This window comes from Yoonia sp. F2084L (genome assembly GCF_023015625.1).
Classification (GTDB): Bacteria; Pseudomonadota; Alphaproteobacteria; order Rhodobacterales; family Rhodobacteraceae; genus Yoonia.
This window is the reverse complement of record NZ_JALKAH010000002.1, coordinates 322,434-347,899: the sequence shown is the minus strand read 5'-3', so window position 1 is coordinate 347,899 and position 25,466 is coordinate 322,434. Positions and strand designations below refer to the sequence as shown.

Genomic DNA, 25,466 nt, shown 5'->3' with positions numbered 1-25,466 from the left:
CGTCGTCTTAATTTTGTATGGCGTCTTGTGGCGCCGGTGTCAAAGCTTGCGGTGCGAGCGAGGCTTGGATTTCATCCTCGGGCAAATCAATTTCGTAGAAGGTGTAGCTCAGCGTGATCGTGTGCACATATTGCCCTTCGCGATCGTCGACGATGGCTGGGTCCACAAAGAAACTGACGGGCATCATGACGGTTTCGCCCGGCATCAGCACCTGTTCGACAAAGCAGAAACATTCGATCTTATCGAAAAACGCGCCCGCCTCGTAAGGCGTAACATTGTAAGCCGCCTGCCCTGCAATCGGCACGTCAAGCGGGTTATGTGCTTCGTAGAACGCAAGACCTGTCTCACCGATCCGGATTTCCATTTCGCGCACTTCGGGTTTGAAAGTCCAAGGCATGTCCCGCTCAAGCGAGGCATCAAAGCGCACTTTGATGGTTTCATCAAGGATCACATCGCTGCCGGTTTCCGCCACATTTGTTGCCCCGCCAAACCCAGTGACCCGGCAGAACCAGTCATAAAACGGTACAGACGCCCAAGCGAGCCCACCCATGAGGATCACGACCGAGACAGTTTGAACAACTGTCCGCTGCGGTCCTTGAAGGTTTGGAAAAAGCATCATTCACCCACCCCCTCTTCCGGGATAATTTGTGGCCGCGCCACATGGTCAAATCTTTCAAATTGGGCGGTATCACCCAGTTGCAGAACCTTCACGACTGTCAGTCCGAAAATGACCGCAATGAACCCGGCAAGGATGAGTCCAAGCCCATAGTTACGCCCTTTGCGCCGTTCATGAAGCTCATGTTCAACCTGCATTGGCATCACCAGCCTCCCAGATCGTAGAGGCGTAGTGCTGCTTCCAGCATAAGCGCTATGAAATGTGCGAAAAGGTAGTAAAGCGATACCTTGAACACCTTGATTTCAACCCGATGCTTATCGGCCTCACAATCTGCATCCGTCCGACGCCAGATGTCATAGGCCCCCTTGAGGAACCAGGCGTTCATCACCACGGCAACCGCCAGATACAAAGGCCCACCAATCGAGGTAAACCCAAGCCCGATTGCAACCGGGACCAGTAGCAGCGTGTAGATGATCACATGCTTGCGGGTTGCGTCGCGACCGTGTGTTTCAGTCAGCATAGGCACGCCTGCGTTGCCGTAGTCAGATTTGACGAACAGGGCCAGCGCCCAGAAATGCGGCGGCGTCCACATGAAGATCAATGCGAACATCAGCACGCTCTCAATGCTGACACCCCCAGTCGCCACGGCCCAGCCGATCATCGGAGGAAACGCACCAGCGGCCCCGCCAATGACGATATTTTGCGGCGTGGCACGCTTGAGCCACATTGAATAGACCACAGCATAAAAGAAAATGGTGAAGGCCAGCAGGAAGGCCGCAAGGAAGTTAGTCGCAAGCGCCAGCAACACAATAGCAAAGCCAGAGAGCGCAAGACCGATGCCCAGCGCTTCACCCGGTTCAACACGGCCTGACGGGATAGGACGCCCGGCGGTACGCTTCATGCGCGCGTCAATGTCAGCGTCCCACCACATGTTCAACGCACCAGATGCACCGGCTCCAACGGCAATGCAAAGGATGGCTACAAAGCCGATGAACGGGTGCACTGGCACTGGCGATACTAAAAGCCCCACCAACGCCGTGAACACGACCAGCGACATCACACGCGGCTTCAACAGGGCAAAGTAATCGCCCATGTTCGCCTCATAGCTTTGATCTGATGCGCTGATGTCGCTCATAACTGACCTTCAAAAGTGGGTGGGTTGAAACCCACCTTACATGATCGAACGGTGGTTGATGTAAGGTGGGTCTTGACCCACCTTACCCTTAGGACGTGCCAGTCGCCTCGGCGAGCCATGCGTCGTACGTATCCTGACTGACCACTTTGACCGTGATCGGCATATAGGCATGGTCCTTGCCACAGAGTTCGGAACACTGACCAAAGTAGATGCCTTCACGCTCTGCCGCGAACCAAAGCTCGGCCAGACGACCCGGCACCGCATCTTGCTTCACGCCAAACGCCGGGATGGTCCAAGAGTGGATCACGTCCGCGGCCGTCACCTGCATCACCACCGTGGCACCAATTGGCACAATGACGGCTGTGTCGGTTGCCAACAGATACTCTTCTTGGCTGTACCCGTTCTCTTCCAACTCGTCACGGGCCAGCATGTAGCTGTCGAATTCAACCCCGTGGTCCACATATTCATAGCCCCAGTACCATTGGTAGCCTGTCACCTTGATCGTGATATCCGCCTCAGGAATTTCCTGCTGTTTAAACAGCACAGGCAATGAGAACGCGCCAATAAACACCAGGATCACAACAGGCACGACGGTCCATGCCACCTCAAGCGGTGAGTTGTGGGTGAAGGTCGCAGGCTCGGGATTTCTGGTGCGGTTATAGCGGATTGCAACCCATGCCAGCAGTGCCGTCACAAACAGCGTGATCGCCGTAATGATGATCAGCAACAAATTGTCGAGCCAGACAACATCGCGCGCCAATTCAGTGGCGGAAGGCTGAAAGCCCATGCCGCGGTCGACCGGGCGACCTACAATTTCAAGCTCTTGATTGATCTGCTGTGCTGTTGCCGCAGATCCTGCCATCACCAGACCAGCTGTTGTCCAAAGCGACGTCGCAAAGGTGTTCAAACGCATATCGTACCCTATCTTCGTTGCACCCCGTGGGATGCGATCCCTGGCAATTTCCGTTCGGGCTGCGGACGGAATCCCATTGTATTCGACCGACCGTGTCCCATATCCTGATGAACAACTCAAGAACTGCTATTGCGTCAAACAGACGCTTTCGTGACAATTCTTGTCTGGTAGAGGGAAAACTTCATGTCCACAGATCCGTTTCGCCCGTTTGAGACCAATCTTGATCAGGATAGAGCACTATCGCTCTTGCAAGAGGCGACAGCCGGTGCCGATGATGGCGAGCTATTTTTGGAACGCCGCAAGTCTGAAGTGATTTCTTTTGACGATGGGCGGATCAAAACCGCCAGTTTCGATGCCTCCGAAGGGTTCGGCCTGCGCGCTGTACGTGGAGAAACGGCAGGCTATGCCCATTCCACAACGATTGACGAACATGCGTTGAAACGTGCCGTCGCAACCGCCCGCTTGGCTGTGGGCGATGGTGGCGGCACGATGGCCGACGCTCCGGCAGGCACCAATCGCAAGCTTTATTCCGATGATGACCCGATGTTGCAGGCGACTTTCCCGGCTAAGATTGATCTGTTGCGCGAAATTGATGAATTTGCCCGCGGCCTTGATCCGCGCGTTGTACAGGTGTCGGCCACCGTGGCTGCATCGCATCAGGAAGTGCTGATTCTGCGCCCCGAAGGCACGCTGGTGACCGATACCCGCCCCATGTCGCGCCTGAATATCAGCGTGATCGTCGAGGAAAACGGCAAGCGTGAAAGCGGTGGTATGGGTGGCGGTGGTCGCGCCGGTCTGATCGGTCTGATCGGGCGCGATCACTGGGAACCGGTGGCCCGCGAAGCGCTGCGCATCGCCCTTGTGAATCTGGACGCGGAACCTGCACCAGCCGGCGTGATGGACGTTGTACTGGGCCCTGGTTGGCCCGGTATTCTGCTGCATGAAGCCATCGGGCACGGGCTTGAAGGTGATTTCAATCGCAAGGGTTCGAGCGCGTTTGCGGGGCTGATGGGTGAACAGATCGCCGCCAAGGGCGTCACCGTTCTGGATGATGGCACGATCCCGGACCGGCGCGGGTCTATCACCGTTGATGACGAAGGCACGCCCAGCGCCAAGAATACCTTGATCGAGGATGGCGTGCTGGTGGGTTACATGCAGGACCGCCAGAATGCCCGCCTGATGGGGGTGGAGCCCACTGGGAACGGACGCCGCGAAAGCTTTGCTCATGCGCCGATGCCCCGCATGACCAACACCTACATGCTGGCGGGCGACACCGCACCCGAGGCTTTGGTTGCCGACCTCAAGGACGGAATTTACGCCGTGGGCTTTGGTGGTGGGCAGGTCGATATCACCAACGGCAAGTTCGTGTTCAGCTGCACCGAAGCATACCGTGTCAAGGATGGCGTTGTAGGTGCTCCGGTGAAAGGGGCCACGTTGATTGGTGACGGGGCCACCGCACTGAAGCAGATCCGCGGCATCGGCAATGATCTGGCCCTTGATCCGGGTATCGGCAATTGTGGCAAGGCGGGACAATGGGTGCCAGTGGGGGTCGGGCAACCAAGCCTGATGATTGGCGGTCTGACGGTTGGCGGGGCTACGGCCTGAGTCGATCGCTGTGATTCCCTCTTGGTCTGCTTAGACTGACCAAATTGAGGATAATTCATTCCTTCGGCAGAAGATTAACTACAAAAGGCCGCATTTTGCGCGAAAACATCTTTGATTGATTCAGAACTCGTTAACTTCGTGCGCCTTATGATCAAAGGGCAATATGGCGGAGCTAACGGGATGACCGGACCACAACTTTCTTCCACTCACCCCCCACTCCACCCCACCACGGAAGACGATACGGTCAACCGGCTCCGCCTATTGCGTTCGCGTCGGGTTGGCGTTGCAACATATCACCGGCTGCTGGCAGAACACGGCAGTGCGGCTGAAGCCTTGCGCGTCTTGCCGGAAGTGGCAAAGGCCGCTGGTGTTGCCAACTACGCAATATGTCCCGAAGGCGTTGTTCGGTCCGAATTGAAAGCAGGCAAAGCGGCAGGCGCCCGTCTTCTGCACAAGGATGCACCGGGTTACCCTGCGTCTTTGCTGGACCTTGCGGATGCGCCACCACTTCTGTGGGCAATTGGCGACATTTCTCTTTTACAGCGCCCGATGATTGCCTTGGTGGGCGCGCGCAATGCGTCGTCCCTTGGCACGCGCATGGCAAAACGACTGGGCGAGGACCTGAGCAAAGCTGGTTTCACTGTTGTGTCGGGGCTTGCGCGCGGCATTGATGCAGCGGCCCATCATGGTGCGTTGGCCAGTGGCACAGTTGCGGTGATGGCCGGTGGTGCGGACATCATCTATCCTGCAGAAAATACGCAGTTGGCCCATGACATTGCAAAGACAGGTCTGCGCCTGTCAGAAATGCCGATGGGTCTGCAACCGCAAGCGCGGCATTTCCCAGTCCGCAACAGAATCATTTCCGGATTGGCAAAAGCGGTTGTCGTGGTCGAGGCCGCTGGTAAATCCGGCAGCTTGATTACGGCGCGCAACGCGCTGGACCAAGGCCGCGACGTGCTGGCGGTACCGGGCCACCCATTTGATGCACGCGCCTGGGGCTGCAATATGCTGATACGCGATGGGGCAAGTTTGGTGCGCAATGCGCAGGATGTGATTGATGCGGTAGCCCCTGTTGCGGAACGCACGGCAGAACTTGATCTGCCATTGCCCGCCGCAACAAAGCGCAGCTTACGCGATGTGGCCGCACTCCACTCTGAAATTCTGTCGCGTCTGGGACCTGCACCCATCGCTGAAGATCAGCTGTTGCGCGACATCAAAGCCGCCGCAACCGACGTGGCGCCTGTGCTGGTCGATCTTGAACTTGATGGCAAAATCACCCGGCAGTCGGGTGGGTTACTGGCCCGCGTCGTGTAAAATAGTCGCCGATTTTCGGCAAAGACTTTTCCCCTCATTGACATTCGGCGAACAGACGCCACATCTTGCCCGACTTAAGGAACTGCATTTGCTGTAAAGGATTCTCATGCCCGTTGTTGTTGTCGAATCCCCTGCTAAGGCCAAGAAAATAAACGGGTATCTTGGCAGCGATTACACGGTTCTCGCGTCTTATGGGCACGTCCGCGACCTGCCACCCAAAGACGGATCTGTCCTGCCTGACGAAGATTTCGACATGAAATGGGAAATCGCGTCTGACAGCAAAAAGCATATCAAAGCCATCGTTGACGCGCTGAAAGAAGACAATGAACTGATCCTTGCCACTGACCCCGACCGCGAGGGCGAGGCGATTTCATGGCACCTGACTGAGGCTTTGACCGCCAAGAAAGCGATCAAGAAAGACACGCCCGTCAGCCGCGTCGTATTTAACGCGATCACCAAGGCCGCCGTGACAGAGGCAATGAAGAACCCCCGTCAGGTCGATGCACCGCTGGTTGATGCCTATCTTGCGCGTCGCGCGCTGGATTATCTGGTGGGCTTTAACCTATCGCCGGTATTGTGGCGCAAGTTGCCGGGTGCCAAATCCGCAGGTCGCGTGCAGTCGGTGTGCCTGCGCATCATCGTCGAGCGTGAGATGGAAATCGAAGCGTTCCGCAATCAGGAATACTGGACTGTCAAAGCGCTGCTACAATCGGCGCGGGGCCAAACCTTTGAGGCGCGCCTGACGACGCTGGCGGGCAAGAAGCTTGATAAATTTGATCTGGGCAACGCAACGCAGGCCGAATTGGCGGTGCAGGCGATAAACTCGCGTGATCTGGTGATCAAATCGGTTGAGGCGAAACCCGCGACCCGCAACCCTTCACCACCCTTTATGACGTCTACTCTGCAACAAGAGGCGAGCCGCAAGTTTGGCATGGGCGCCAAGCAAACCATGGGCGTCGCCCAGCGCTTGTATGAGGCGGGCCTGATTACATATATGCGGACAGACGGCATTGATATGGCACCCGAGGCTGTGACCGGCGCGCGTGACGCAATCAAGGCGAGATTTGGCGAAAAATACCTGCCTGATCAGCCGCGCATGTACAAAAACAAAGCCAAGAATGCACAAGAAGCACACGAGTGCATTCGCCCCACGGAAATGAACGTCAGCACCGAAGACGCCAAGATTGTCGATGCAGATCAGCGCAAGCTTTATGACCTGATTTATAAACGCACGATGGCCAGCCAGATGGCCGCCGCCAAGCTGGAACGGACCGTGGTCGACATCACGAGCGCCGACGATCAGGTCGTGTTGCGTGCCAATGGGCAGGTCATGGTGTTTGATGGCTTCATCGCGATTTACGAGGAAGGCAAAGATGACAGCGTCGTCGATGATGACGACAAGCGCTTGCCGCAACTGGCCGAGGGCGAAAAAGCCGAGAAGAAATCGGTCAATCCCGAACAGCATTTTACCCAACCGCCCCCCCGCTACACCGAAGCGACTTTGGTCAAGCGGATGGAAGAGCTCGGCATTGGCCGCCCTTCCACTTATGCCTCGATCGTGACCACCATTCAGGATCGCGGTTATGTTGAAAAAGACAAGAACCGCCTGATCCCGCAGGATAAGGGGCGTTTGGTCACGGCCTTTCTGACGAATTATTTCCGTCGTTATATTGGCTATGACTTCACCGCTGATCTCGAAAACCAGCTGGATGAAGTCAGTGCAGGCGATGCTGACTACAAAAAGGTTCTAAGCCGGTTCTGGCATGATTTTTCTGCCGCCATTGCCGAAACTGCCGATCTGCGCATCACCGAGGTGCTTGAAAAAATCAATGAGGTGTTGGAGCCGCATCTGTTCCCACCCACCGAAGATGGCAGCGATCCGCGCCTATGTCCCAACTGCGGCGCGGGCCGCTTGTCAATGCGCACTGCCCGCTCTGGTGGTGCGTTCATTGGTTGCTCCAACTATCCTGAGTGTCGCTATACCCGCGCCTTCGGTCCGCCTAATCCAGAGGCAGAACTCTCGGCGATTCCACCTGAGGGTAAGTTGCTGGGTACTGATAACGGCGATGAAATTCGCATCTTCAAAGGCCGCTTCGGCCCCTATGCCCAGCGCGGCGAAGTGACGGAAGAGAACAAAAAGCCACCCCGTCAAGGCGTACCCGAAGGTTGGGAGCCTGAGGAAGTCACGCTTGATCAGGCGCTGATGCTGCTATCTCTGCCCCGCGAATTGGGTCCGCACCCCGAGGATGGCGTTGCCGTTTGGGCCAATCTTGGGCGCTATGGTCCTTACCTCAAACACGCGGAAAGCACCTCGCACCGTGGCGGTACAAACGCCAACCTTGACAGCATTGATGAGGTTTGGACTGTCGGGATGAACCGCGCAGTGCAATTGTTGGCCGAAAAGGTCGCGTCCCGTGGCCAGCGCGGCAAAGCGGCATTGCCTGTCCGCGAGCTGGGTGAACATCCAGAAGCGGGCGGTCCGGTCAATATCTTTGACGGCAAGTATGGGCCTTATGTGAAATGGGAAAAGATAAACGCGACGATCCCGGACACGATTGAACCGTCCGAGCTGACCATGGCGCAGGCCGTACATCTGATTGATGAACGCGCTGAGAAGGCGGGCAAGAAGAAACCCGCCCGCAAGAAAGCGCCTGCGAAGAAGAAAAAAACTGTGGCGAAAAAAGCCGCCGCAAAGTCAGGCTAGTATCCGATGCCCGCAGTCAACTCTTCGCGGATCTACTTGCGCAAGGTCAATGCAGCCTTCGCAGCGGGGGTGTCAAAGGGCGATTATGTCCTTGACGCTGGCGCGGGTGAACAACCCTATGCCGATCTTTTTGACCATGCCGTCTATGAGAGCGCGGATTTCACCAAGGTTGAGTCGAAAACCTATGCCCCGCAAACCTATGTCTGTGACCTCGCTCAGATACCAGTTGATGACGGCAGGTTTGACCATGTCGTGCTTAATCAAGTGCTTGAACATGTCCCTGACCCGATTGTCATTTTGACTGAGTTGCGCCGTGTCCTCAAACCGGGCGGGCGCATTATCTGCACCTGCCCGCTGTATTACGAAGAACACGAACAGCCCTACGACTTCTTTCGCTACACGCAGTTTGCCCATCAGATGATGTTCGCCAAGTCCGGTTTTGAGGTCAAAAGCATTGATTGGCTTGAAGGGTATTTTGGGACGGTGTCTTACCAGTTAAAGGGGATCGCTCGGAACCTACCAGTCTGGCCTGCCTCTGACGCCGGCTTTTTCATGCGTCTGCGTCATGCCTGTATCTTGTATTTTGCGCGCAGTGCTGCGCGACTGCTGACCGGACCTATGGCGCGACTTGATGTTGCCTTGAAGTACGAAGACAAGGGGTATCCCAAGAATTATGTCGTGATTGCTGAGGCTATCTAGCTAGACTTACAGCAAGTGATGTCGACACCTGCGAAAGCGTTGCGGCCAATGAAAGCCAACAGATAGGCTTGGCCCATTGCAGGTATGTGATCTGCCGCATCGCAGCAATTGAATTGACAACGCCCCATCAGATTGCCACCTTCCGCGCCAGATTATCGGGGAACCCAAAATGAAGAAGATTTACCCAAATGCGGCCGCAGCCTTAGATGGGCTGTTGCATGACGGCATGTTTATCGCCGCTGGTGGCTTTGGCCTGTGCGGCATCCCTGAACTGTTGTTGAGTGCCATCAAGGACGCAGGCACAAAGGATCTGACCTTTGCGTCGAACAATGCTGGGGTGGATGACTTCGGCATAGGCATCCTGCTGCAGACCCGTCAGGTCAAAAAGATGATCAGTTCTTACGTGGGCGAAAACGCGGAGTTCATGCGCCAGTATCTATCAGGTGAGCTGGAGCTTGAGTTTAACCCTCAAGGCACGCTTGCCGAGCGGATGCGCGCAGGCGGCTGCGGCATCCCCGGTTTTTATACAAAAACCGGCGTTGGCACCGTGATTGCTGACGGCAAGGAGCATAAAGACTTCAACGGCGAAACCTACATTATGGAAGAAGGCATTTTTGCCGACCTTGCCATCGTGAAAGCCTGGAAAGCGGATGCGACCGGGAACCTAGTGTTCCGCAAGACCGCCCGCAACTTTAACCCGCCTGCTGCGATGTGTGGCAAGACTTGCGTGGCCGAAGTCGAAGAAATCGTGCCGACAGGGTCGCTTGATCCTGACAGCATTCATCTGCCGGGCATTTACGTGCATCGTTTGATCCAAGGCGAACATGAAAAGCGGATCGAGCAACGCACAGTGAGGAGCGCATAAGATGTGGGACCGCAATCAAATGGCCGCACGCGCCGCGCAAGAACTGCAGGACGGCTGGTATGTGAACCTTGGCATCGGTATTCCGACCTTGGTGTCAAACTATATCCCCGACGGTATTGAAGTGACCCTTCAGTCCGAGAACGGCATGTTGGGCATGGGCCCCTTCCCGATTGAGGGCGAAGAAGATGCTGACCTGATCAATGCTGGCAAGCAGACAATTACAGAACTGCCCCAGACAGCGTATTTTGACAGCGCCCAGTCCTTTGGGATGATCCGCGGCGGCAAGATTGCAATGGCGATCCTTGGTGCGATGGAAGTGGCCGAAAATGGTGACCTGGCCAATTGGATGATCCCCGGCAAGCTTGTCAAAGGCATGGGGGGTGCGATGGACTTGGTGGCGGGCGTTGGCCGTGTCGTTGTTGTGATGGATCACACTAACAAGCATGGCGTCAGTAAAGTGCTGAAGGAATGCACCCTGCCACTGACGGGAAAAGGTGTGGTTGATCGGATCATCACAAACCTTGGGGTACTGGATGTGGTCGAAGGTGGGTTGAAAATCGTTGAGACCGCCGATGGTGTGACCGAGGATGAGTTGCGCGCAGCGACAGAGGCCGCGATTGTCTGATCTTTCTGTGATGCACGAAGAAAGCGGCACAAAAGGTCGCTATTATATAGTGCACGCTTCCGGCGAGAGTGAGCTGACCTATTCGGTGATGTCGGCAAAGATACGAATCGCGGACCACACGCAGGTTGCTCCGGGACATGAAGGTGAAGGTGTCGGTCTGGTGATGCTGCGCGAATTCATTGCAGATGCGCGCAGCAAGGGATTTCAGATCGTCCCGCTTTGCCCCTTCGTGAATGCGCAGCGGCGCAAACATCCTGAATGGGCGGATGCGTTCTCGGTTTAGATTCCGTTCACATTGAACACGCAGGCATCTGTGATCAGCTCTGGCGGGGTTTGGCAAAGCCCTTTGGCCACTTGCCACGCGGCCAGTACTTTGGGCACGTAGGCCCGCGTCTCAGCAAAAGGCGGTACACCTTCGTGGCGGCGCACATTGCCTTCGCCTGCATTATACCCTGCAAGCGCAAGGACAGGATCATTGTCAAAATGCCCCAGCAACCATTCCAGATAGGCGACACCGCCCGAGATGTTCTGGGCTGGGTCCATACTGTTCGTCACACCAAACCGGCTGGCGGTATCGGGCATCAATTGCATCAGGCCTTGGGCACCGGCAGAGCTGACCGCGTCAACACGCCCCGCACTTTCAACAGAAATCACGGCAAGCACCAAAGCGGGTGAAACGGTCGTGCCGACTGTCTCTCTTAAGATGTTCAGCCCGTGCGTCGATGCGATATCCTGTAGGGCTTGTAGACGTGGAGCGGGAACAGCCTTACCCGCAGGTGGATTGTTGATCTGATTGATTGCCAGTTCGAGCCGCGCGGGGCTACGGTCAGCCAAAGTGCCCGAAACACCAGCCCAGAACCACTCCAATCCTGACGCCGGCGGGATTGCGACGGCTACGGGCGTTTCAACAGCTTCGGGCTCTGGATCGGCATAGACGGGACCCAGCCGAGGGGCGTTGGGATCAATCTGTACCGTAATACGGCTGGTCGATGCCGCGGATGGCAACGGAACCCGTTTGAAAGTGAAGTCCGGTTGAAGCCTTTCAACCTCTGCCGCCACAGGGGCAGCCCCCATGATTGCAGCAAAAGCTGCTATGCCGATGAATTTCCGATTCATTTTCCGGTCCCGCTCGCCGTTTATTGTTAATAAAAACATGGCAGAAAGCCGCCGACATACCAAGATTCAGCGAACAATCGGGCCAATTTACCCGCGATTGCAGGCTTTTTCGCAACGCATTACGCTCAAGATGAATACAATATGAATTTTTGTTTTGTTTAAAAACAACATGTTACGCTGATTTCGCGCAAAAACGCGGAGCGGTCCAAAAAAACGCGTTTGCTGCCAAACTCCCGCCCCATTCAAGGGGCTATATATGTTCATCCAAGACGGGGATTGCGCTAGAGACCTAGCCCAAGACACCGGCGAGGAACGAAACATACTCTGCTAATACCCTGAGGAGGGAACAAAATGCTTAACTTTATCAAAAACTTCCGCAACGAAGAAGACGGCGCTGTAACTGTAGACTTCGTTGTTCTGACAGCTGCAATCGTTGTTCTGGGCCTGGCTGTTGGTACAGCCGTCAGCAACGGTGCAAGCACACTTGCAAACGACATCGAACAGGACGTTCTGAACCAGTGTTCCGACGGTACTTGCGACTAATCTAATGAATTCTAACGACTTCTTAGTATGATCGAATTAGCAGCGCTTCATTAGTGTAGCGCTGCTTTTTTGGTGACAGACCCACGGTAATCAGACGCTTACATCGGTTTTGGTGTGTTCGCTGATCAACTGGGTCTGCAACCGAACAGAGTGAACGTTCAGCCATGTTACGGCAGCTTCGAAGTACGGATAGGAGTGATCATGAAGTTTTTTCTCTCAGCTTTTCTTGCGGATGACGACGGTGCCGTAACCGTTGATTTTGTTGGACTAACGGCAGCAATCTGTTTGCTTGGCGCATTGGTTATGGTTGCTATCGGCGACGGCACCGAGGCGCTCGCTGGCGACATTGAACAAGATATTTTGAGCGTGTGCTCAGGCGGGTCGTGCGACTAGGCGTGCAAGTTCTTGCTGCGATCTTGTGAACAGCTCTTCAACAGCCCAATGCGTTTTTCCTAACGGTATGATTGGCGTTACTAGCGGCATATGTCGGGCTTGATCGGTCGGTTGGTCAAAACCAACTGAACCCTATAGACCCAAGCATTCTTGCAGCTGTGTTAGTAATCAAAATCCGGCACCCTGCTAACCTCAACCGTCCGAAATAGGGTGGACCAAATCAGCCATTTAGCCCCGATCGGCACTCAGAGACGCAGCCTGGCTCAACTGATTTGCAGCGACGCGCAAAAAGAATGACTGCCAGGCCTGCTCTGCAGCCACAGCGTCACCGAACATGCTTCATTATATGCTTTCTCTACATCATTTAGTTGTTTCAATCACCTCAACCGAAATGACGCATTGCACCTTAATTTAACGCAAAGTAAAGGCAGATTTGGTTGACTTGTGGTCTTGAGCCCCTTTGGTACCGTACTTTACAAGAGTCGCACTGATGCTGAAGTTGTGGCAACAAAGACCAACCGAGTGAGCCGTTTGAAGAATGGCCAGAGAACTAGAGGTGAATGAATGCGCGGAATTTTCGGACTAGTCCTATTGATCGGTATGGGTCTGGCAGGCTTTGCTGTGTATATGGTTGACCAACAGCTCAATACCCAAGCGACCGCATTGGAGCGTGAGCGCGAACGTGCGCGCCAAGTTGTTAGAACCGTGGAAATATATGTACCGGTCCGCGATATAACATACGGTGATTTTCTGCTGCCTGAGGATGTGCAGCTTGTTACTTACGTACAAGAGAACTTGCCGGAAGGCGTATTCACTACAGAAGAAGAGCTTTTTCCACAAGGTTTGGATACACCCCGGGTGGTTCGCATTCCAATGCAGATCAACGAACCGATTCTTGCAGCCAAAGTGACTGAGCCAGGTGCTCCGCGCGGACTTACTGCGTTGCTAGATCCCGGCATGCGTGCATTTCCTCTTCCGAGTAATCTAACCCGAGCGTTTGCGGGTGACCTTCAGGTATCTGACCGCATTGATTTGTATTGGGTCGGCCAGATTGGCCTTGGCGCCAGCATTTCAAGATTGGTGAAAAGCGGTCTTGAGATTATCGCGATCGAAGATGCTGAACGCGGCGGACGCGGCGTCGTTGTGCAGGTATCCCAGGCAGACTTCGCTGACATTCAGGTATTATCAGCGGCTGGTAATCTATCTCTCACGCCGGTTGCCCGTGATGATGCCGATGGCGGCGACACGAGCATTGAAACGAACATCAGAGACGTGCTTGGCATCGTCGAAGAAGTTGTTGAAGAAGCGCCTGAAGAAGTTGCACCGGAGCGCTGCTTTGTCACACAACGCAACGGCACTGAACGCATTGAGGTAGAAGTTGACTGCGCTGACTGACGCAAGAATTGCCCGCATAAATCAGTAAAATAAGCGCGCGCATCTTAATGATAAGATGCGCGCGTTTTGCGTAGTCACCCAAAGTGTTGCCAGTTATCCACATACGCTTTGCACTCCAATCCCTTGATTCTTGCAATAAATGTGGTTCTGCCGCATGGTCAAAAAATCCAACGGGCGTAAAGACCCATTAAATGAGGCGTGATCGGAGAGGCAGGTCACTTATGAAGTATGACAGATTCTTAAAGGCAGCTATTGCTGGCTTGACGTTGTCGCTAACAGCGGCAGCACCCAGTATTGCACCGGCCGAAACGTTGCGCGTTCTGCGCGGCGCGGCGTCCAGTGCGCTCAACGTTCCGATGAACCGGGCCGTTGTTGTGGAGAGCGACGTACCCTTCACAGAACTATCTATTGCAAACCCCGGGATCGCAGACATTTCGTCGCTGTCAGACCGGACAATCTACGTTCTTGGTAAGGAGCCCGGACGCACCACACTCACCCTTTTGGGTGCTGACGGTCGTCTGATTACGAACGTGGAAGTACATGTTTCTCCTGACATGGCAGAATTCAAAGAGCGTCTGACGCAGATTTTGCCCGGTGAAAATATCGAAGTACGCACTGCGAATGACGGTATTGTATTGTCAGGCACAGTCAGCTCAATCGCGCGTCTTGATCGTGCACTTGATCTGGCACAACGCTATGCACCAGATCGCGTATCGAACTTGATGACTGTCGGTGGCACTCAGCAGGTTATGTTGAAAGTTCGCTTTGCAGAAATGCAGCGTTCGGTCAGCAAGGCGCTTTCAAGTTCATTGGCCCTGTCCGGGCTAGGTCTTGATGGTGATCTGCGGACCACAGCCGGGACCAACACAACAGTTGGTCAAGGCGGCATCAATGGCGCACTTGGGGGCATTGTTCCAGGCGTTAACGAAAACAACGGCGCGGCCCTGTTCGGGTTTGGTGTCGGCGGTTTGGAAGTTGGTATTCTTCTGGAAGCGCTGGAATCACGCGGTGTTGTACGTTCATTGGCGGAACCAAATCTGACAGCACTCAGTGGTCAGGAAGCAACGTTCCTTGCCGGTGGCGAGTATCCGGTGCCTATCAGCAACGAAGACGGAGGAATCACTGTTGAATACAAGCCCTTCGGTGTTGAACTGAACTTCATCCCACGGGTTATTGACGGTGACATCATCAACCTGGAATTGGTTGCTGCAGTATCCGCAATTGACCCATCCAACAGTTTCCAAGCGAATGGTTTCTCGATTGATGCCTTCAGCCGCCGCGAAACCTCGACAACTGTCGAGATGCGCGATGGTGAAAGCTTTGCAATCGCGGGGCTGTTGTCGGATGACTTTACAGACTTGAGTGGTCAGGTGCCTTGGGTTGGTGACATCCCGGTTTTGGGTGCCCTGTTCCGCAGCGCTGAATATGCGCGCCGCCAGACAGAGCTTGTGATCATTGTCACACCGCATCTGGTATCGCCGACACGTGGTGAAGCACTTGCATTGCCTACAGACCGAGTACGCCCACCGACCGAACAGGACCTGTTCTTGTTTGGCCGCGTGGCCCGGACCGGTGCACCATCAAGCGGTGGCGCAGGCGAAGTGGCACGCCAGGACTTTAGCGGGTCCTATGGCTATGTCCTGGACGAATGATTGGAGCATAAGTCGATGAAATATATGATAACAACGGCTATTGCTGCAGCCACACTCGCAGCGTGTTCGCCAAACGACCCGACGTATTCGTCTTTCTATTCCGAAGCAGGATCACAGATTGACTCGGGCGATTTTGGTGAAGCGACAATGAACAACCGGTTGCTCCAGTCGGGGCAGCAGGACTATACAGTCAACCTTGCGCGGCGTTTCGCATCTGATGTGAATTCGACGGTCAACTTTGCCTTCAACTCAACGGCGCTGGACGCAGATGCGCGCAGCACCTTGATGAAGCAGGCCAATTGGATCCGTCAATTCCCGGAAGTACGCTTTACGGTTTATGGCCACACCGACCTGGTTGGTAGCCAAAGTTATAACCGTAGCTTGGGCTTGCGCCGTGCACAGGCTGTCGTTTCTTTCTTTGCATCGCAGGGAATCGACCGCAGCCGCTTGCAGGCTGTATCCTCTTTCGGTGAAACGCAGCCACTGGTTGTCACTGAAGGTCGCGAGCGTCGTAACCGTCGCACAGTGACTGAAGTATCCGGCTTTGTGGAAAGTCACCCGCTCTTGCTGAACGGTAAGTATGCGCAGGTTATCTTCCGCGAGTATGTCCGCAGCGCGACACCTGCGACATCGGCCTCAGAAGCCGCGATCTCTACTGGTGAAGGCGGCTAACTTCCGCCGAGTTATTGACGCCGGATCATGCATCCGGCGTCAACACTTCTACAGATTTCCACTGATCGTCGCAAAAATTCGCACAATTACGATCTTTTGGTCCAAATCTCGACAAGATTCCCACGAATAGTTGTGTAAGTTGGCGTGCGGTGCCGTTGGGCAGTGGGCAACACTATCCGTTGTGGTAGGTTGTGCGCAGTGTGAGGTGCTTGGTAACGTGTTGATCACTTGATGGGGACATTGGCAATATGAGTACGAACCCGGTCGTCCAGAGCGACCCGCCACCAATTGTGGCCTGCACTATCAGTCGTGACGTCCAGAACTTTGATCTTTTGATCGAAGATATGGAGTCCGCTCTCGGCGATGCGTGGGGTGACCTGAGCTTTGAAGACGCCCCCGCTTTTCTGGGGCAATCCGATGCCAGTGGTTTGCAATTCGTGACCATAGCAATGGACGCAGAAGATGAAGACAATCTGGCGACCATATCTGAGGTCATTAAGGCCGCCAAAGCTGCAAGAATCAAAGTGATCTTGATCGCAGAAGACGTCAGCCCCGGCGCATTGCACCAATTGTTGCGTGAAGGTGGCGATGAATTTGTCCCCTACCCGCTTCCCGAAAATGAACTGGCCCGCGCGATCGAGCGCGTTTTGACCGTTCAGGAAGTGGCCGTGCCAGATGACGGCGGCAAAACGTTCAAGGCAACTGGCGATAAGTCTGGCGTCATCATGCCTATTCACGGCGTGGCCGGCGGTACTGGCGCGACTATGTTTGCGGTCAACATGGCTTGGGAACTGGCAAACATCGAAAAGGAAGACCCACCAAAGGTCTGTCTGCTTGATCTGGATTTCCAGTTTGGCTCGGCCTCGACCTATCTGGACTTGCCGCGCCGCGAAGCAGTGCTTGAAATGCTGACTGATACCGACGCGATGGATAGCGAAGCGTTTATGCAGGCGTTGCTGACTTATGGTGACAAGCTGCACGTTCTCACAGCACCCACCGATATGATCCCGTTGGACATGATTACACCTCAGGACGTGTCGCGTGTGATTGAAATGGCCAGCAAGAATTTTGATTATGTCGTCATCGACATGCCCTCGACCATGGTCGAATGGTCCCAGACCGTTCTGGAAATGGCCCATGTCTATTTCGCGATGATTGAGCTTGATATGCGCAGTGCGCAGAACACACTGCGCCTAAAGCGCGCATTGCAGTCGGAGGATCTGCCGTTTGAGAAGATCCGCTTTGTCTTGAACCGTGCGCCCGGCTTTACCGATCTAAACGGCAAAAGCCGCGTGAAACGTCTGTCAGACAGTCTTGGCATTTCAATCGAAGTCTTGCTGCCTGATGGCGGTAAGCCCGTGATGCAAAGTGCGGACCACGGCTCACCTATGGCTGAGTCCAATGCTAAGAACCCGCTGAGAAAAGAAATCCTAAAACTTGCGAAATCCGTCCATGATGTCAATCAGGATACCGCCGCAGAAGCGAGAGCTTGAGAGGTAACGACATGTTTTCAAAGTATAAAAAGCCAGATACTCCGAAAGGTGTAGCGAATGCCGACGGTGCCGCCGCCGGTTCCAAGGTCAACGTTGCCGCGATTGCTGCGGCGAAACCCGACGACGCGCGCCAGTCACTCATGAAGCCAAAGCCGGGCAAACGTGCTGGCGAAGTCGCACCGATGGACAAGGACAAGCGCCGCAAGGAACGTTTGGGTGAAATCAAACTCGAATTGCACAAGGCGTTGCTCGATAACCTGAACCTCGCCGCGCTTGATACCGCGTCCGAGCAAGAACTTCGCACCGAAATCAACGCGATTGCCAATGAAACCCTCGAAGATATGGGCATCGTTCTCAACCGTGACGAACGTCAAACGCTCAGCCAGGATTTGTTCTTTGAAGTCACCGGCCTTGGCCCGCTTGAGACATTGCTGAAGGACGAAAGCGTCAACGATATTCTCGTCAATGGCCCACAACAGATCTTTGTGGAACGCGACGGTAAACTGCAACTGACTGACATTACGTTTAAAGACGAAAAACACCTGCTGCGGATCATCGACAAGATCGTATCCGCTGTGGGTCGCCGCGTTGATGAATCCAACCCTTATGTTGACGCCCGTTTGGCCGATGGTTCGCGTTTCAATGCGATGGTGCCACCGATTGCGGTGGATGGTTCGCTGGTTTCCATTCGTAAGTTTAAAAAGGACAAGCTTGGCGTCGAGGAACTGGTCAAGTTCGGTGCGTTCACCGAGGAAATGGCTGCATATCTGCAAGCCGCTGTATCGACCCGCCTGAACGTGATCGTGTCAGGTGGTACCGGCTCGGGTAAAACGACGACGCTGAACGCCCTGTCAGGCTTTATCGACGACGCCGAACGTATCCTGACGATTGAGGATACAGCGGAACTTCAACTGCAACAGACACACGTTGGCCGGATGGAAAGCCGTCCACCAAATGTCGAAGGCAAGGGCGGTGTATCGCAGCGCGATTGTCTGAAAAACGCCCTGCGTATGCGTCCTGACCGCATCATCGTGGGTGAGACCCGTGGCGAAGAAGTTATCGACATGCTTCAAGCCATGAACACTGGCCACGATGGGTCCATGACCACAATCCACGCCAACTCGGCGCGCGATGGTGTGTCACGTCTGGAAAACATGATCGCGATGGCTGGTATTGAAATGCCCATCAAAGCGATGCGGAGCCAGATTTCATCAGCTGTGAACTTGATCGTGCAAGCCTCGCGCTTGCAGGATGGTTCGCGCCGGATGGTTTCAATCACCGAGATCACGGGTATGGAAGGTGATGTGATTTCCATGCAGGAAATTTTCCGTTATCAGCGCGTCGGTCTGACGCCGGACAACAAAATCATCGGTCACTTCACAGCGACCGGGGTGCGCAGTCACTTCTCAGAGCGCTTTAAGCTGTGGGGTTATGACCTACCACCGGCAATCTTTGAACCCATGGTCGCGGAGTAAACGACATGATCTCAGCAGAACCAGTCATTTATGTGCTGATCTTCCTCGCCGTTTTGGCGTTGGTTCAGGGCGCATATCTTGTCATCTTTGGCAAATCGATCAGCATGGATGGCAAGGTAAACCGCCGTCTTGACATGCTGGATAAGGGCGGCAACCGCGAACAAGTGCTTGATCAACTCCGCAAGGAAATGACCCAGCATATGAAGTCGCAGAGTATTCCGATTTACTCTTTGCTGGCTGACAGGGCGCAACGCGCAAACATCGCGTTCACGCCTATACAATTGATCTTGATGATGATCGTGCTTGGCGTCGCATCGTTTGCGATGCTTACCGTCCTGACAGATGTGAGCCCGGCCATTCGCATTCTTGTTGCAGCCCTGATGGGTGTTGGCGGTGTCTACGTTTGGGTGAACGGTAAAGCCAACAAACGTATGGCAATGCTGGGTGAACAACTGCCTGAAGCAGTGGAATTGATGGTGCGCTCCTTGCGTGTCGGCCACCCGTTTTCCTCGGCTGTTAGCATTGTGGCCCGTGAGGTGCCTGATCCGTTGGGCACCGAAATGGGCATGATTTCGGACGAGGCCGCCTATGGTCGTGACATGGGCGAAACGCTTAAAGCGATGGCAGAACGCCTTGATAACCAAGACATGCGCTTTCTTGCGGTCGCTGTGACGATCCAACAAACCTCAGGTGGTAACTTGGCAGAGATTCTCGATGGCCTGGCAAAAGTGATCCGTGCACGTTTCCGGCTTTTCCGCCGTGTCACGGCAATTACAGCTGAGGCAAAGTGGTCAGGTAACCTGCTATCCGCTTTCCCAATCATTGCCTTGCTTGGTATTAACCTTGTCAAGCCTGACTACTATGATGAAGTGATGGAAAGCCCTCTCTTCATTCCCGCTTGTCTTGTCGTGGCAGGTTTTCTTGTGCTGAACCTCATCGTGATGCGCTCTTTGGTTAACATTAAGGTTTAAGGAACGTCACCATGGAACAAATCCAAGCCATGATCACCGACCTACTTGGCCCCTACGGCCCCTTGATGGTCGTTGGACTTTTAGGGACCTTCCTGATCCTGATCACCCTGCCTGTCTTGCTAAAGAAGGAGGTTGATCCGCTTGATAAACTCAAGGCCGCGGGAAAGCCCGAAGGGAAAAAGGGCGCTAAAGGCGAAAAGCTGCGCAGTGCGAGCAGCAAAGACAAGCTTGAGAAGTACTCAAACTTTTTGGAACCACAAAACGCAGAAGAGTATTCCGCCGCTAAGCTGAAGCTGATGCAAGCTGGATACCGCAGCCAGAACTCTGTTCGGATCTTCCACTTTGCGCAGTTCGCCTTGGGGATCTTCGGCCTGATCTGCGGTGGCATTTACGCCATTATCCAGATGGCATCCGTTGAGGTATCATCGCAAGATCTGGCAATTTGGATCATGGGACCAGCGCTCGTTGGTTACTATCTGCCCAAATACTGGGTCACGCGACGCCAGCAGATGCGCCAGGAGGCGATTACCAACGGCTTTCCTGACAGCCTGGATATGATGTTGGTCTGCGTCGAGGCGGGTCAATCGCTTGACCAATCCATCATTCGCGTATCACGGGAACTGAAAGCTGGCTTTCCTGATCTGGCCGATGAATTTGAAATTGTTAGCCAAGAGGTCAAGGCCGGCAAGGACAAAAACACCGTATTGAAAGACATGTCGGATCGGTGTGGCGTAGCGGATATCTCTAGCTTCGTCACAGTTCTGGTACAGTCAGCGCAATTTGGTACGTCTATCGCTGACGCCTTGCGGGTCTATGCATCTGAAATGCGCGACAAGCGCGTGATGCGCGCTGAAGAAGCTGCAAACAAGCTGCCAACCAAAATGACATTGGCAACAATGATGTTGACGGTGCCACCATTGATGGCAATGCTGATCGGACCATCTCTTTACGCGATTGCCGTAAACCTCGGCGGAGGCTGATCTTAATGACACGCAGGCCACTATACCTTGGCCTCTTCATAGTCACCTTGGCCGCCTGTTCCTCAGGCGGCCTTAATCGTTCGTCCGATGGTGTCTTTGCGCCGGGTGTTGCCGGGCGCAGCACCGTGGACGGGCTGGTCGTCGGGCACCGGCTGATGGCGGCAGGCGAACATGAACTGGCTTTGCGTGCCTACAACCGTGCCGCAGCGCAACAAGGTCTGAACGTCGATACAATGTCGGCGATCGGGTCCGCGAACCTCAATCTGGGCCGCCTTGGTCAGGCCGAACGCTGGCTGCGCCGCGCCGTTGAGGAAGACCCCACCTTCCCGCCTGCGTGGAACAATCTAGGCGTTATCCTGATGGAAAAGGGCGATATCGCCGAAGCAAGCGAGGTTTTTCGTCGTGCTTTTGCCGCAGACAACGGAAATTCCGACGAAATTCGTGACAATTTGCGCTTAGCGCTCGCAAATTTGGAAAATCCGGGCAATAATGCGCTACAACAAAATCAGAACTTTAATCTGATCCGGCGGGGTGCAGGCGATTTTGCACTCATGACGGAACCACTATAGGCAAGAGCAGCAAAAGGACGCAGAAACATGCGCCACCCCATTATTCTGACGCTTTGCGCGGCGGCCATCGGCCTGTCTGCGTGTGGACAACAAGACGGCGAAGCCGAGGTCGAACGCGCCCTGCAAGACCTGAACGTTGTCGATGAAAGTAACCTCAACGATGTCATGCTGACGGTCGGCGATCCGGATGAGGCCGTGCGCTATTTCGCAGGCGCAAACGCGAACGATCCGGGCCGTATTGATCTACAACGCGGTCTGGCAAAATCGCTGGTCCGCGCGAACCGCAGCACCGAAGCGGTCGCCGCATGGCAAAACGTTGTTGCACATGAAGAGGCCACCAATTCCGACCGGGTTGATCTGGCAGACGCACATGTGCGTGGCAACCAATGGGACGAGGCGGCGGCGACGCTCAATACCGTGCCCCCAACCTATGAGACGTTCAAACGTTACAGGCTAGAGGCGATGGTCGCGGACAGCCGACAGCAATGGGACAAAGCAGACAGCTTTTATGAAACCGCCGTCGGCCTGACGACCCGCCCCGCAACAGTCTACAACAACTGGGGCTACTCTAAACTGACGCGTGGCGATTACGGCGACGCAGAGCGTCTGTTTGTCGATGCCCTGCGGTTCAACCCGGACATGTTTACCGCCAAGAATAACCTTGTTCTGGCACGTGGCGCCCAGCGCAACTATGCGATCCCCGTCGTGCCTATGACCCAAACAGAGCGTGCGCGCCTGATGCACACAATGGCATTGGCCGCGATCAAGCAGAACGACGTCACCATCGGGAAATCGCTGTTGAACGACGCGATTGCGACGCACCCACAGTATTTTGAGGAAGCCGCCCGCGCGCTGGATGCCCTTGAAAACAACGTGGTAAACTAACACCAATGGGAATGACAGCACAGGCAGCCTACTGGTTCTTGCCAGTTGTCATTCCCATAGCTTTCTACATTTCATGGACCGATATGCGGACCATGAAGATCAAAAACGGGTCTAACGCAGCCCTGCTGTTGGCTTTCGCCCTGCTTGGCCCATTCGCTTTTGGTTTTCCGCTTTACCTATGGCAATGGCTCCACTTTCCCATCGTCTTGATCATCTGCATGGCGCTATGGGCCTTGCGCGTGATGGGTGCGGGCGACGCCAAGATGATCGCGGCGATGGCCCCGTTTTTCATGACCGCGGACCTACAACTGATCCTTAGACTGTTCGCCGCGTGTCTTTTGGGCGCCTTGGTGATCCACAGCATCTTTCGGTTTACCCCGCTCAAGAAGCTCGCCCCTGATTGGGAAAGCTGGCATGCGACCCGCGGCGACCTGCGCGGAGGCTTTTTGGGCATTGATCTGGCATTTCCCAAAGGTTTCCCGCTCAGCATGACGCTCCTGTTCTACCTGCTGGTGGTGGCGATTTATCGCTAAGAAATTCTGTAATGCCTCGGACTATGTCATCTTTGTTCACTATTTCGCCACAAAGCGCTGTAAACTAGGTATTAAGCGCCGCATGGTCGGTGAGAATTGTTTTTCTATTGTGATGGGCGGGACCCGATATGAACGTGCAAGCATCCAGTGTAATGGCGCCACCGGCACCGCGCAGCTTAGAGGCCATGCAGCTGCCTATGGCGATGATGCGGGATATTCTGATCAAGACAATGTTCCGCATGAACCTTGATCTGGTATCGCAGATTAGCAGAGCGATTTGCTTGCCGATCCCGGTGACACAAGAGCTCGTCGATATGGCCCGTGGCCAGTTGCTGCTTGAAGCGACAGGTACCCTGAACGCCAATAGCGGCAATGAGATGGGCTATCAGCTCACCGACGCGGGCCGCGCCCGTGCGCTCGATGCCGCATCGCAGTCTGAGTATTACGGCGCGATGCCCGTCCCGCTGGATATCTACCGCCAGCAAATCCAACGTCAGTCGATCCGCAACATCCAGATCACACGTGACCAGTTGCAGACTGCAATGGGTCACCTTGTTCTGCCCGACGATATGCTGTCCAACCTGGGCCCCGCTATCAGTGCCGGCCGTTCGATCCTGATGTATGGCCCTCCGGGCAACGGTAAATCATCCATCTCGAACGGTATTCGCGATGCTTTGGGTGACAAAATCTATGTGCCTCGCGCGATTGAATACTCTGGTCAGGTTATCACAGTCTATGATCCGATCGTGCACAGTGCCGCCGAGGATGACATAGACGATCCTAACAGCCTGCGCCGCACCTCAGGCCGTTTCGACACGCGCTACGTGCGCTGCGAACGCCCCACAGTGATCACCGGTGGTGAATTGTCGCTGTCAATGCTGGACCTTGTGTATAACCCGACGGCCCGGACCTATCAGGCGCCTTTGCAGCTGAAATCCACAGGCGGCATCTTCATCGTGGACGACCTTGGCCGTCAGGCTGAACCGCCACAGACGCTTGTGAACCGCTGGATTGTTCCGCTGGAAGAAAACAAAGATATTCTTGCCCTGCAATCGGGTGAGAAATTCGAAGTGCCTTTTGATACGCTAGTCGTCTTCTCAACCAACTTCCACCCCAACGCGATCTTCGACAAAGCGGCCTTGCGTCGTATTTTCTACAAGATCAAGATTGATGGTCCGAACCAAGAGGACTTCCTCAAGATTTTCGCCATGGTCGCCCGCAAGCGCAAAATGCCGCTGGACGAAGACACGCTGGTTCACCTGCTGAACGTGCGCTATCCTGAGATTGACAACGTTTATGCCAACTATCAGCCGATCTTCTTGATCGACCAGATGATTTCGATCTGCGAATTCGAAGGTATTCCCTACCAGATGTCACCTGAATTGCTGGATCGTGCGTGGGCCAACATGTTCGTGAAAGAAGAGGAAATCATTCACTAACATCATTCGACATTCCCAAGAACTTGGCTTCCCTCTACCCTGAGGGAAGCCTTTTTCTTTGGAGCGGATGGATGACAGATATTATCGGCGTCGCAGGCTGTGGCCGGATGGGCATGGGCATGTTGCGAAACCTTCAAAATGCAAGGTTCAATGTGCGCGGTTTTGATGTGCGCCCTATGAATGGTGTCGGTACGGATGTGGATGCGTTTGTCGATGGTCTAACGACGCTGATCACCGTTGTCCGCGATACCGCTGAAACCGACGCGCTCCTTTTTGATGACCAAGCGGTTGTGACGCAGGCCGGAACGCTCAGCCGTATTATCATCAGTTCCACGCTTTCTCCCAAATATGTCAAAGCCTTACGGGCCCGCATCCCTGACCATATTGCGCTTATTGATGCGCCTATGTCCGGTGCGCAAGTCAAAGCGGATGCAGGTACGTTGACCTTTATGACCGGCGGCCCGGCAGATCAGGTGACACCTTTGCTGCAAGCAATGGGCAACACGGTGCATCACATGGGTGACTATGGGGCCGGAATGACGGCGAAGGTGCTGAACAATCTACTGGCAGCCTCAAACACCGCGATGACGCGGCTCGTGCTGGACTGGGCCGATGCCGAAGGTGTGGATGAGGCCAAGCTGCTGGCATTGATCAACACGGCATCGGGGCAAAACTGGCTTGCCTCAGGGTTCGATGAGATTGAGTTCGCGCGTGATGGCTACACGGCGGACAACACGATCGGGATATTGTTCAAGGACGTGGCCTCAGCCCTTGATATCGCGCCAGGTGATCAGACCGCGTTGCCCATTGCCGTGCAGGATGCGATCCGAAACCTTAAACCACGGCGCAAACCAGAAGCTGCGTCTTGACGCCC

At 54.7% G+C, this 25,466-nt stretch carries 26 protein-coding genes; 21 read left to right on the top strand and 5 right to left on the bottom strand.

Features of this window, described 5'->3' with window-relative positions; genetic code table 11:
- Nucleotides 1-7: 7 nt before the first annotated feature.
- The 4 genes from MWU60_RS07255 to coxB all read right to left on the bottom strand — a co-directional run bounded on the left by MWU60_RS07255 (nucleotide 8) and on the right by coxB (nucleotide 2,664).
- Nucleotides 8-619, bottom strand: a complete 612-nt coding sequence (locus tag MWU60_RS07255; protein ID WP_247226580.1) for a cytochrome c oxidase assembly protein — start codon at nucleotides 617-619, stop codon at nucleotides 8-10.
- Nucleotides 616-819 (bottom strand): hypothetical protein, encoded by a 204-nt coding sequence (locus tag MWU60_RS07250; protein WP_247226579.1) that lies wholly within the window; start codon nucleotides 817-819, stop codon nucleotides 616-618. The genes MWU60_RS07255 and MWU60_RS07250 overlap by 4 nt, the downstream gene beginning before the upstream one ends.
- Nucleotides 819-1,751, bottom strand: a complete 933-nt coding sequence (cyoE, locus tag MWU60_RS07245) for a heme o synthase (protein ID WP_247226578.1) — start codon at nucleotides 1,749-1,751, stop codon at nucleotides 819-821. Before cyoE ends, MWU60_RS07250 begins: the two co-directional genes overlap by 1 nt.
- A gap of 88 nt (nucleotides 1,752-1,839) precedes the next feature.
- Complete coding sequence (gene coxB / locus MWU60_RS07240; RefSeq protein ID WP_247226577.1) at nucleotides 1,840-2,664, bottom strand: cytochrome c oxidase subunit II; 825 nt, start codon at nucleotides 2,662-2,664, stop codon at nucleotides 1,840-1,842.
- A 183-nt stretch (nucleotides 2,665-2,847) separates the two neighbouring features.
- On the opposite strand from coxB, the gene tldD reads away from it, so the two are divergent.
- The 7 genes from tldD to MWU60_RS07205 all read left to right on the top strand — a co-directional run bounded on the left by tldD (nucleotide 2,848) and on the right by MWU60_RS07205 (nucleotide 10,759).
- Nucleotides 2,848-4,269 (top strand): metalloprotease TldD, encoded by a 1,422-nt coding sequence (tldD, locus tag MWU60_RS07235; RefSeq protein WP_247226576.1) that lies wholly within the window; start codon nucleotides 2,848-2,850, stop codon nucleotides 4,267-4,269.
- A gap of 180 nt (nucleotides 4,270-4,449) precedes the next feature.
- A complete protein-coding gene (gene dprA, locus MWU60_RS07230) occupies nucleotides 4,450-5,583 on the top strand; it encodes a DNA-processing protein DprA (protein ID WP_247226575.1) in 1,134 nt (377 codons plus the stop codon).
- Nucleotides 5,584-5,689: 106 nt separating this feature from the next.
- Nucleotides 5,690-8,287, top strand: a complete 2,598-nt coding sequence (topA, locus tag MWU60_RS07225; RefSeq protein ID WP_247226574.1) for a type I DNA topoisomerase — start codon at nucleotides 5,690-5,692, stop codon at nucleotides 8,285-8,287.
- A 6-nt stretch (nucleotides 8,288-8,293) separates the two neighbouring features.
- On the top strand, nucleotides 8,294-8,986 hold the full coding sequence (locus tag MWU60_RS07220; protein ID WP_247226573.1) for a class I SAM-dependent methyltransferase: 693 nt from the start codon (nucleotides 8,294-8,296) through the stop codon (nucleotides 8,984-8,986).
- Nucleotides 8,987-9,155: 169 nt separating this feature from the next.
- A complete protein-coding gene (locus MWU60_RS07215; protein WP_247226572.1) occupies nucleotides 9,156-9,851 on the top strand; it encodes a CoA transferase subunit A in 696 nt (231 codons plus the stop codon).
- A gap of 1 nt (nucleotide 9,852) precedes the next feature.
- Nucleotides 9,853-10,476 carry a 3-oxoacid CoA-transferase subunit B gene (locus MWU60_RS07210; RefSeq protein WP_247226571.1) on the top strand — a complete coding sequence of 208 codons (624 nt, stop codon included), beginning with the start codon at nucleotides 9,853-9,855 and terminating at the stop codon, nucleotides 10,474-10,476.
- Complete coding sequence (locus MWU60_RS07205; protein WP_247226570.1) at nucleotides 10,469-10,759, top strand: GNAT family N-acetyltransferase; 291 nt, start codon at nucleotides 10,469-10,471, stop codon at nucleotides 10,757-10,759. Before MWU60_RS07210 ends, MWU60_RS07205 begins: the two co-directional genes overlap by 8 nt.
- On the opposite strand, the gene MWU60_RS07200 is transcribed toward MWU60_RS07205, so the two are convergent.
- Nucleotides 10,756-11,550 (bottom strand): lytic transglycosylase domain-containing protein, encoded by a 795-nt coding sequence (locus MWU60_RS07200; RefSeq protein WP_247226868.1) that lies wholly within the window; start codon nucleotides 11,548-11,550, stop codon nucleotides 10,756-10,758. The two genes, MWU60_RS07205 and MWU60_RS07200, sit on opposite strands and share 4 nt — an antisense overlap.
- Nucleotides 11,551-11,943: 393 nt before the next feature.
- Between MWU60_RS07200 and MWU60_RS07195 the strand changes: the two genes are divergently transcribed.
- The 14 genes from MWU60_RS07195 to MWU60_RS07130 all read left to right on the top strand — a co-directional run bounded on the left by MWU60_RS07195 (nucleotide 11,944) and on the right by MWU60_RS07130 (nucleotide 25,461).
- Complete coding sequence (locus MWU60_RS07195; protein WP_247226569.1) at nucleotides 11,944-12,135, top strand: hypothetical protein; 192 nt, start codon at nucleotides 11,944-11,946, stop codon at nucleotides 12,133-12,135.
- A 201-nt stretch (nucleotides 12,136-12,336) separates the two neighbouring features.
- Nucleotides 12,337-12,528 carry a hypothetical protein gene (locus tag MWU60_RS07190; protein ID WP_247226568.1) on the top strand — a complete coding sequence of 64 codons (192 nt, stop codon included), beginning with the start codon at nucleotides 12,337-12,339 and terminating at the stop codon, nucleotides 12,526-12,528.
- A 564-nt stretch (nucleotides 12,529-13,092) separates the two neighbouring features.
- A complete protein-coding gene (cpaB, locus tag MWU60_RS07185; protein ID WP_247226567.1) occupies nucleotides 13,093-13,923 on the top strand; it encodes a Flp pilus assembly protein CpaB in 831 nt (276 codons plus the stop codon).
- Nucleotides 13,924-14,144: 221 nt separating this feature from the next.
- Nucleotides 14,145-15,575 (top strand): type II and III secretion system protein family protein, encoded by a 1,431-nt coding sequence (locus tag MWU60_RS07180; RefSeq protein ID WP_247226566.1) that lies wholly within the window; start codon nucleotides 14,145-14,147, stop codon nucleotides 15,573-15,575.
- 15 nt (nucleotides 15,576-15,590) lie between these two features.
- On the top strand, nucleotides 15,591-16,247 hold the full coding sequence (locus MWU60_RS07175; RefSeq protein ID WP_247226565.1) for an OmpA family protein: 657 nt from the start codon (nucleotides 15,591-15,593) through the stop codon (nucleotides 16,245-16,247).
- 248 nt (nucleotides 16,248-16,495) lie between these two features.
- Nucleotides 16,496-17,740, top strand: a complete 1,245-nt coding sequence (locus MWU60_RS07170) for an AAA family ATPase (protein ID WP_247226564.1) — start codon at nucleotides 16,496-16,498, stop codon at nucleotides 17,738-17,740.
- Between the two features lie 11 nt (nucleotides 17,741-17,751).
- Nucleotides 17,752-19,215: a CpaF family protein gene (locus MWU60_RS07165; protein WP_247226563.1), complete on the top strand. Its 1,464-nt coding sequence runs from the start codon at nucleotides 17,752-17,754 to the stop codon at nucleotides 19,213-19,215.
- A 5-nt stretch (nucleotides 19,216-19,220) separates the two neighbouring features.
- Nucleotides 19,221-20,186 carry a type II secretion system F family protein gene (locus MWU60_RS07160; RefSeq protein WP_247226562.1) on the top strand — a complete coding sequence of 322 codons (966 nt, stop codon included), beginning with the start codon at nucleotides 19,221-19,223 and terminating at the stop codon, nucleotides 20,184-20,186.
- Nucleotides 20,187-20,197: 11 nt separating this feature from the next.
- Nucleotides 20,198-21,166, top strand: a complete 969-nt coding sequence (locus MWU60_RS07155; protein WP_247226561.1) for a type II secretion system F family protein — start codon at nucleotides 20,198-20,200, stop codon at nucleotides 21,164-21,166.
- A 5-nt stretch (nucleotides 21,167-21,171) separates the two neighbouring features.
- Nucleotides 21,172-21,735, top strand: a complete 564-nt coding sequence (locus MWU60_RS07150) for a tetratricopeptide repeat protein (protein ID WP_247226560.1) — start codon at nucleotides 21,172-21,174, stop codon at nucleotides 21,733-21,735.
- A gap of 27 nt (nucleotides 21,736-21,762) precedes the next feature.
- Nucleotides 21,763-22,620, top strand: coding sequence for a tetratricopeptide repeat protein (locus MWU60_RS07145; protein WP_247226559.1), 858 nt, complete (start codon nucleotides 21,763-21,765; stop codon nucleotides 22,618-22,620).
- A gap of 11 nt (nucleotides 22,621-22,631) precedes the next feature.
- Nucleotides 22,632-23,153: a prepilin peptidase gene (locus tag MWU60_RS07140; protein ID WP_247226558.1), complete on the top strand. Its 522-nt coding sequence runs from the start codon at nucleotides 22,632-22,634 to the stop codon at nucleotides 23,151-23,153.
- 128 nt (nucleotides 23,154-23,281) lie between these two features.
- A complete protein-coding gene (locus tag MWU60_RS07135) occupies nucleotides 23,282-24,592 on the top strand; it encodes an ATPase (protein WP_247226557.1) in 1,311 nt (436 codons plus the stop codon).
- Nucleotides 24,593-24,663: 71 nt separating this feature from the next.
- Entirely contained in the window at nucleotides 24,664-25,461 is a 798-nt protein-coding gene (locus tag MWU60_RS07130; RefSeq protein ID WP_247226556.1) for an NAD(P)-binding domain-containing protein, read from the top strand.
- Nucleotides 25,462-25,466: the final 5 nt, after the last annotated feature.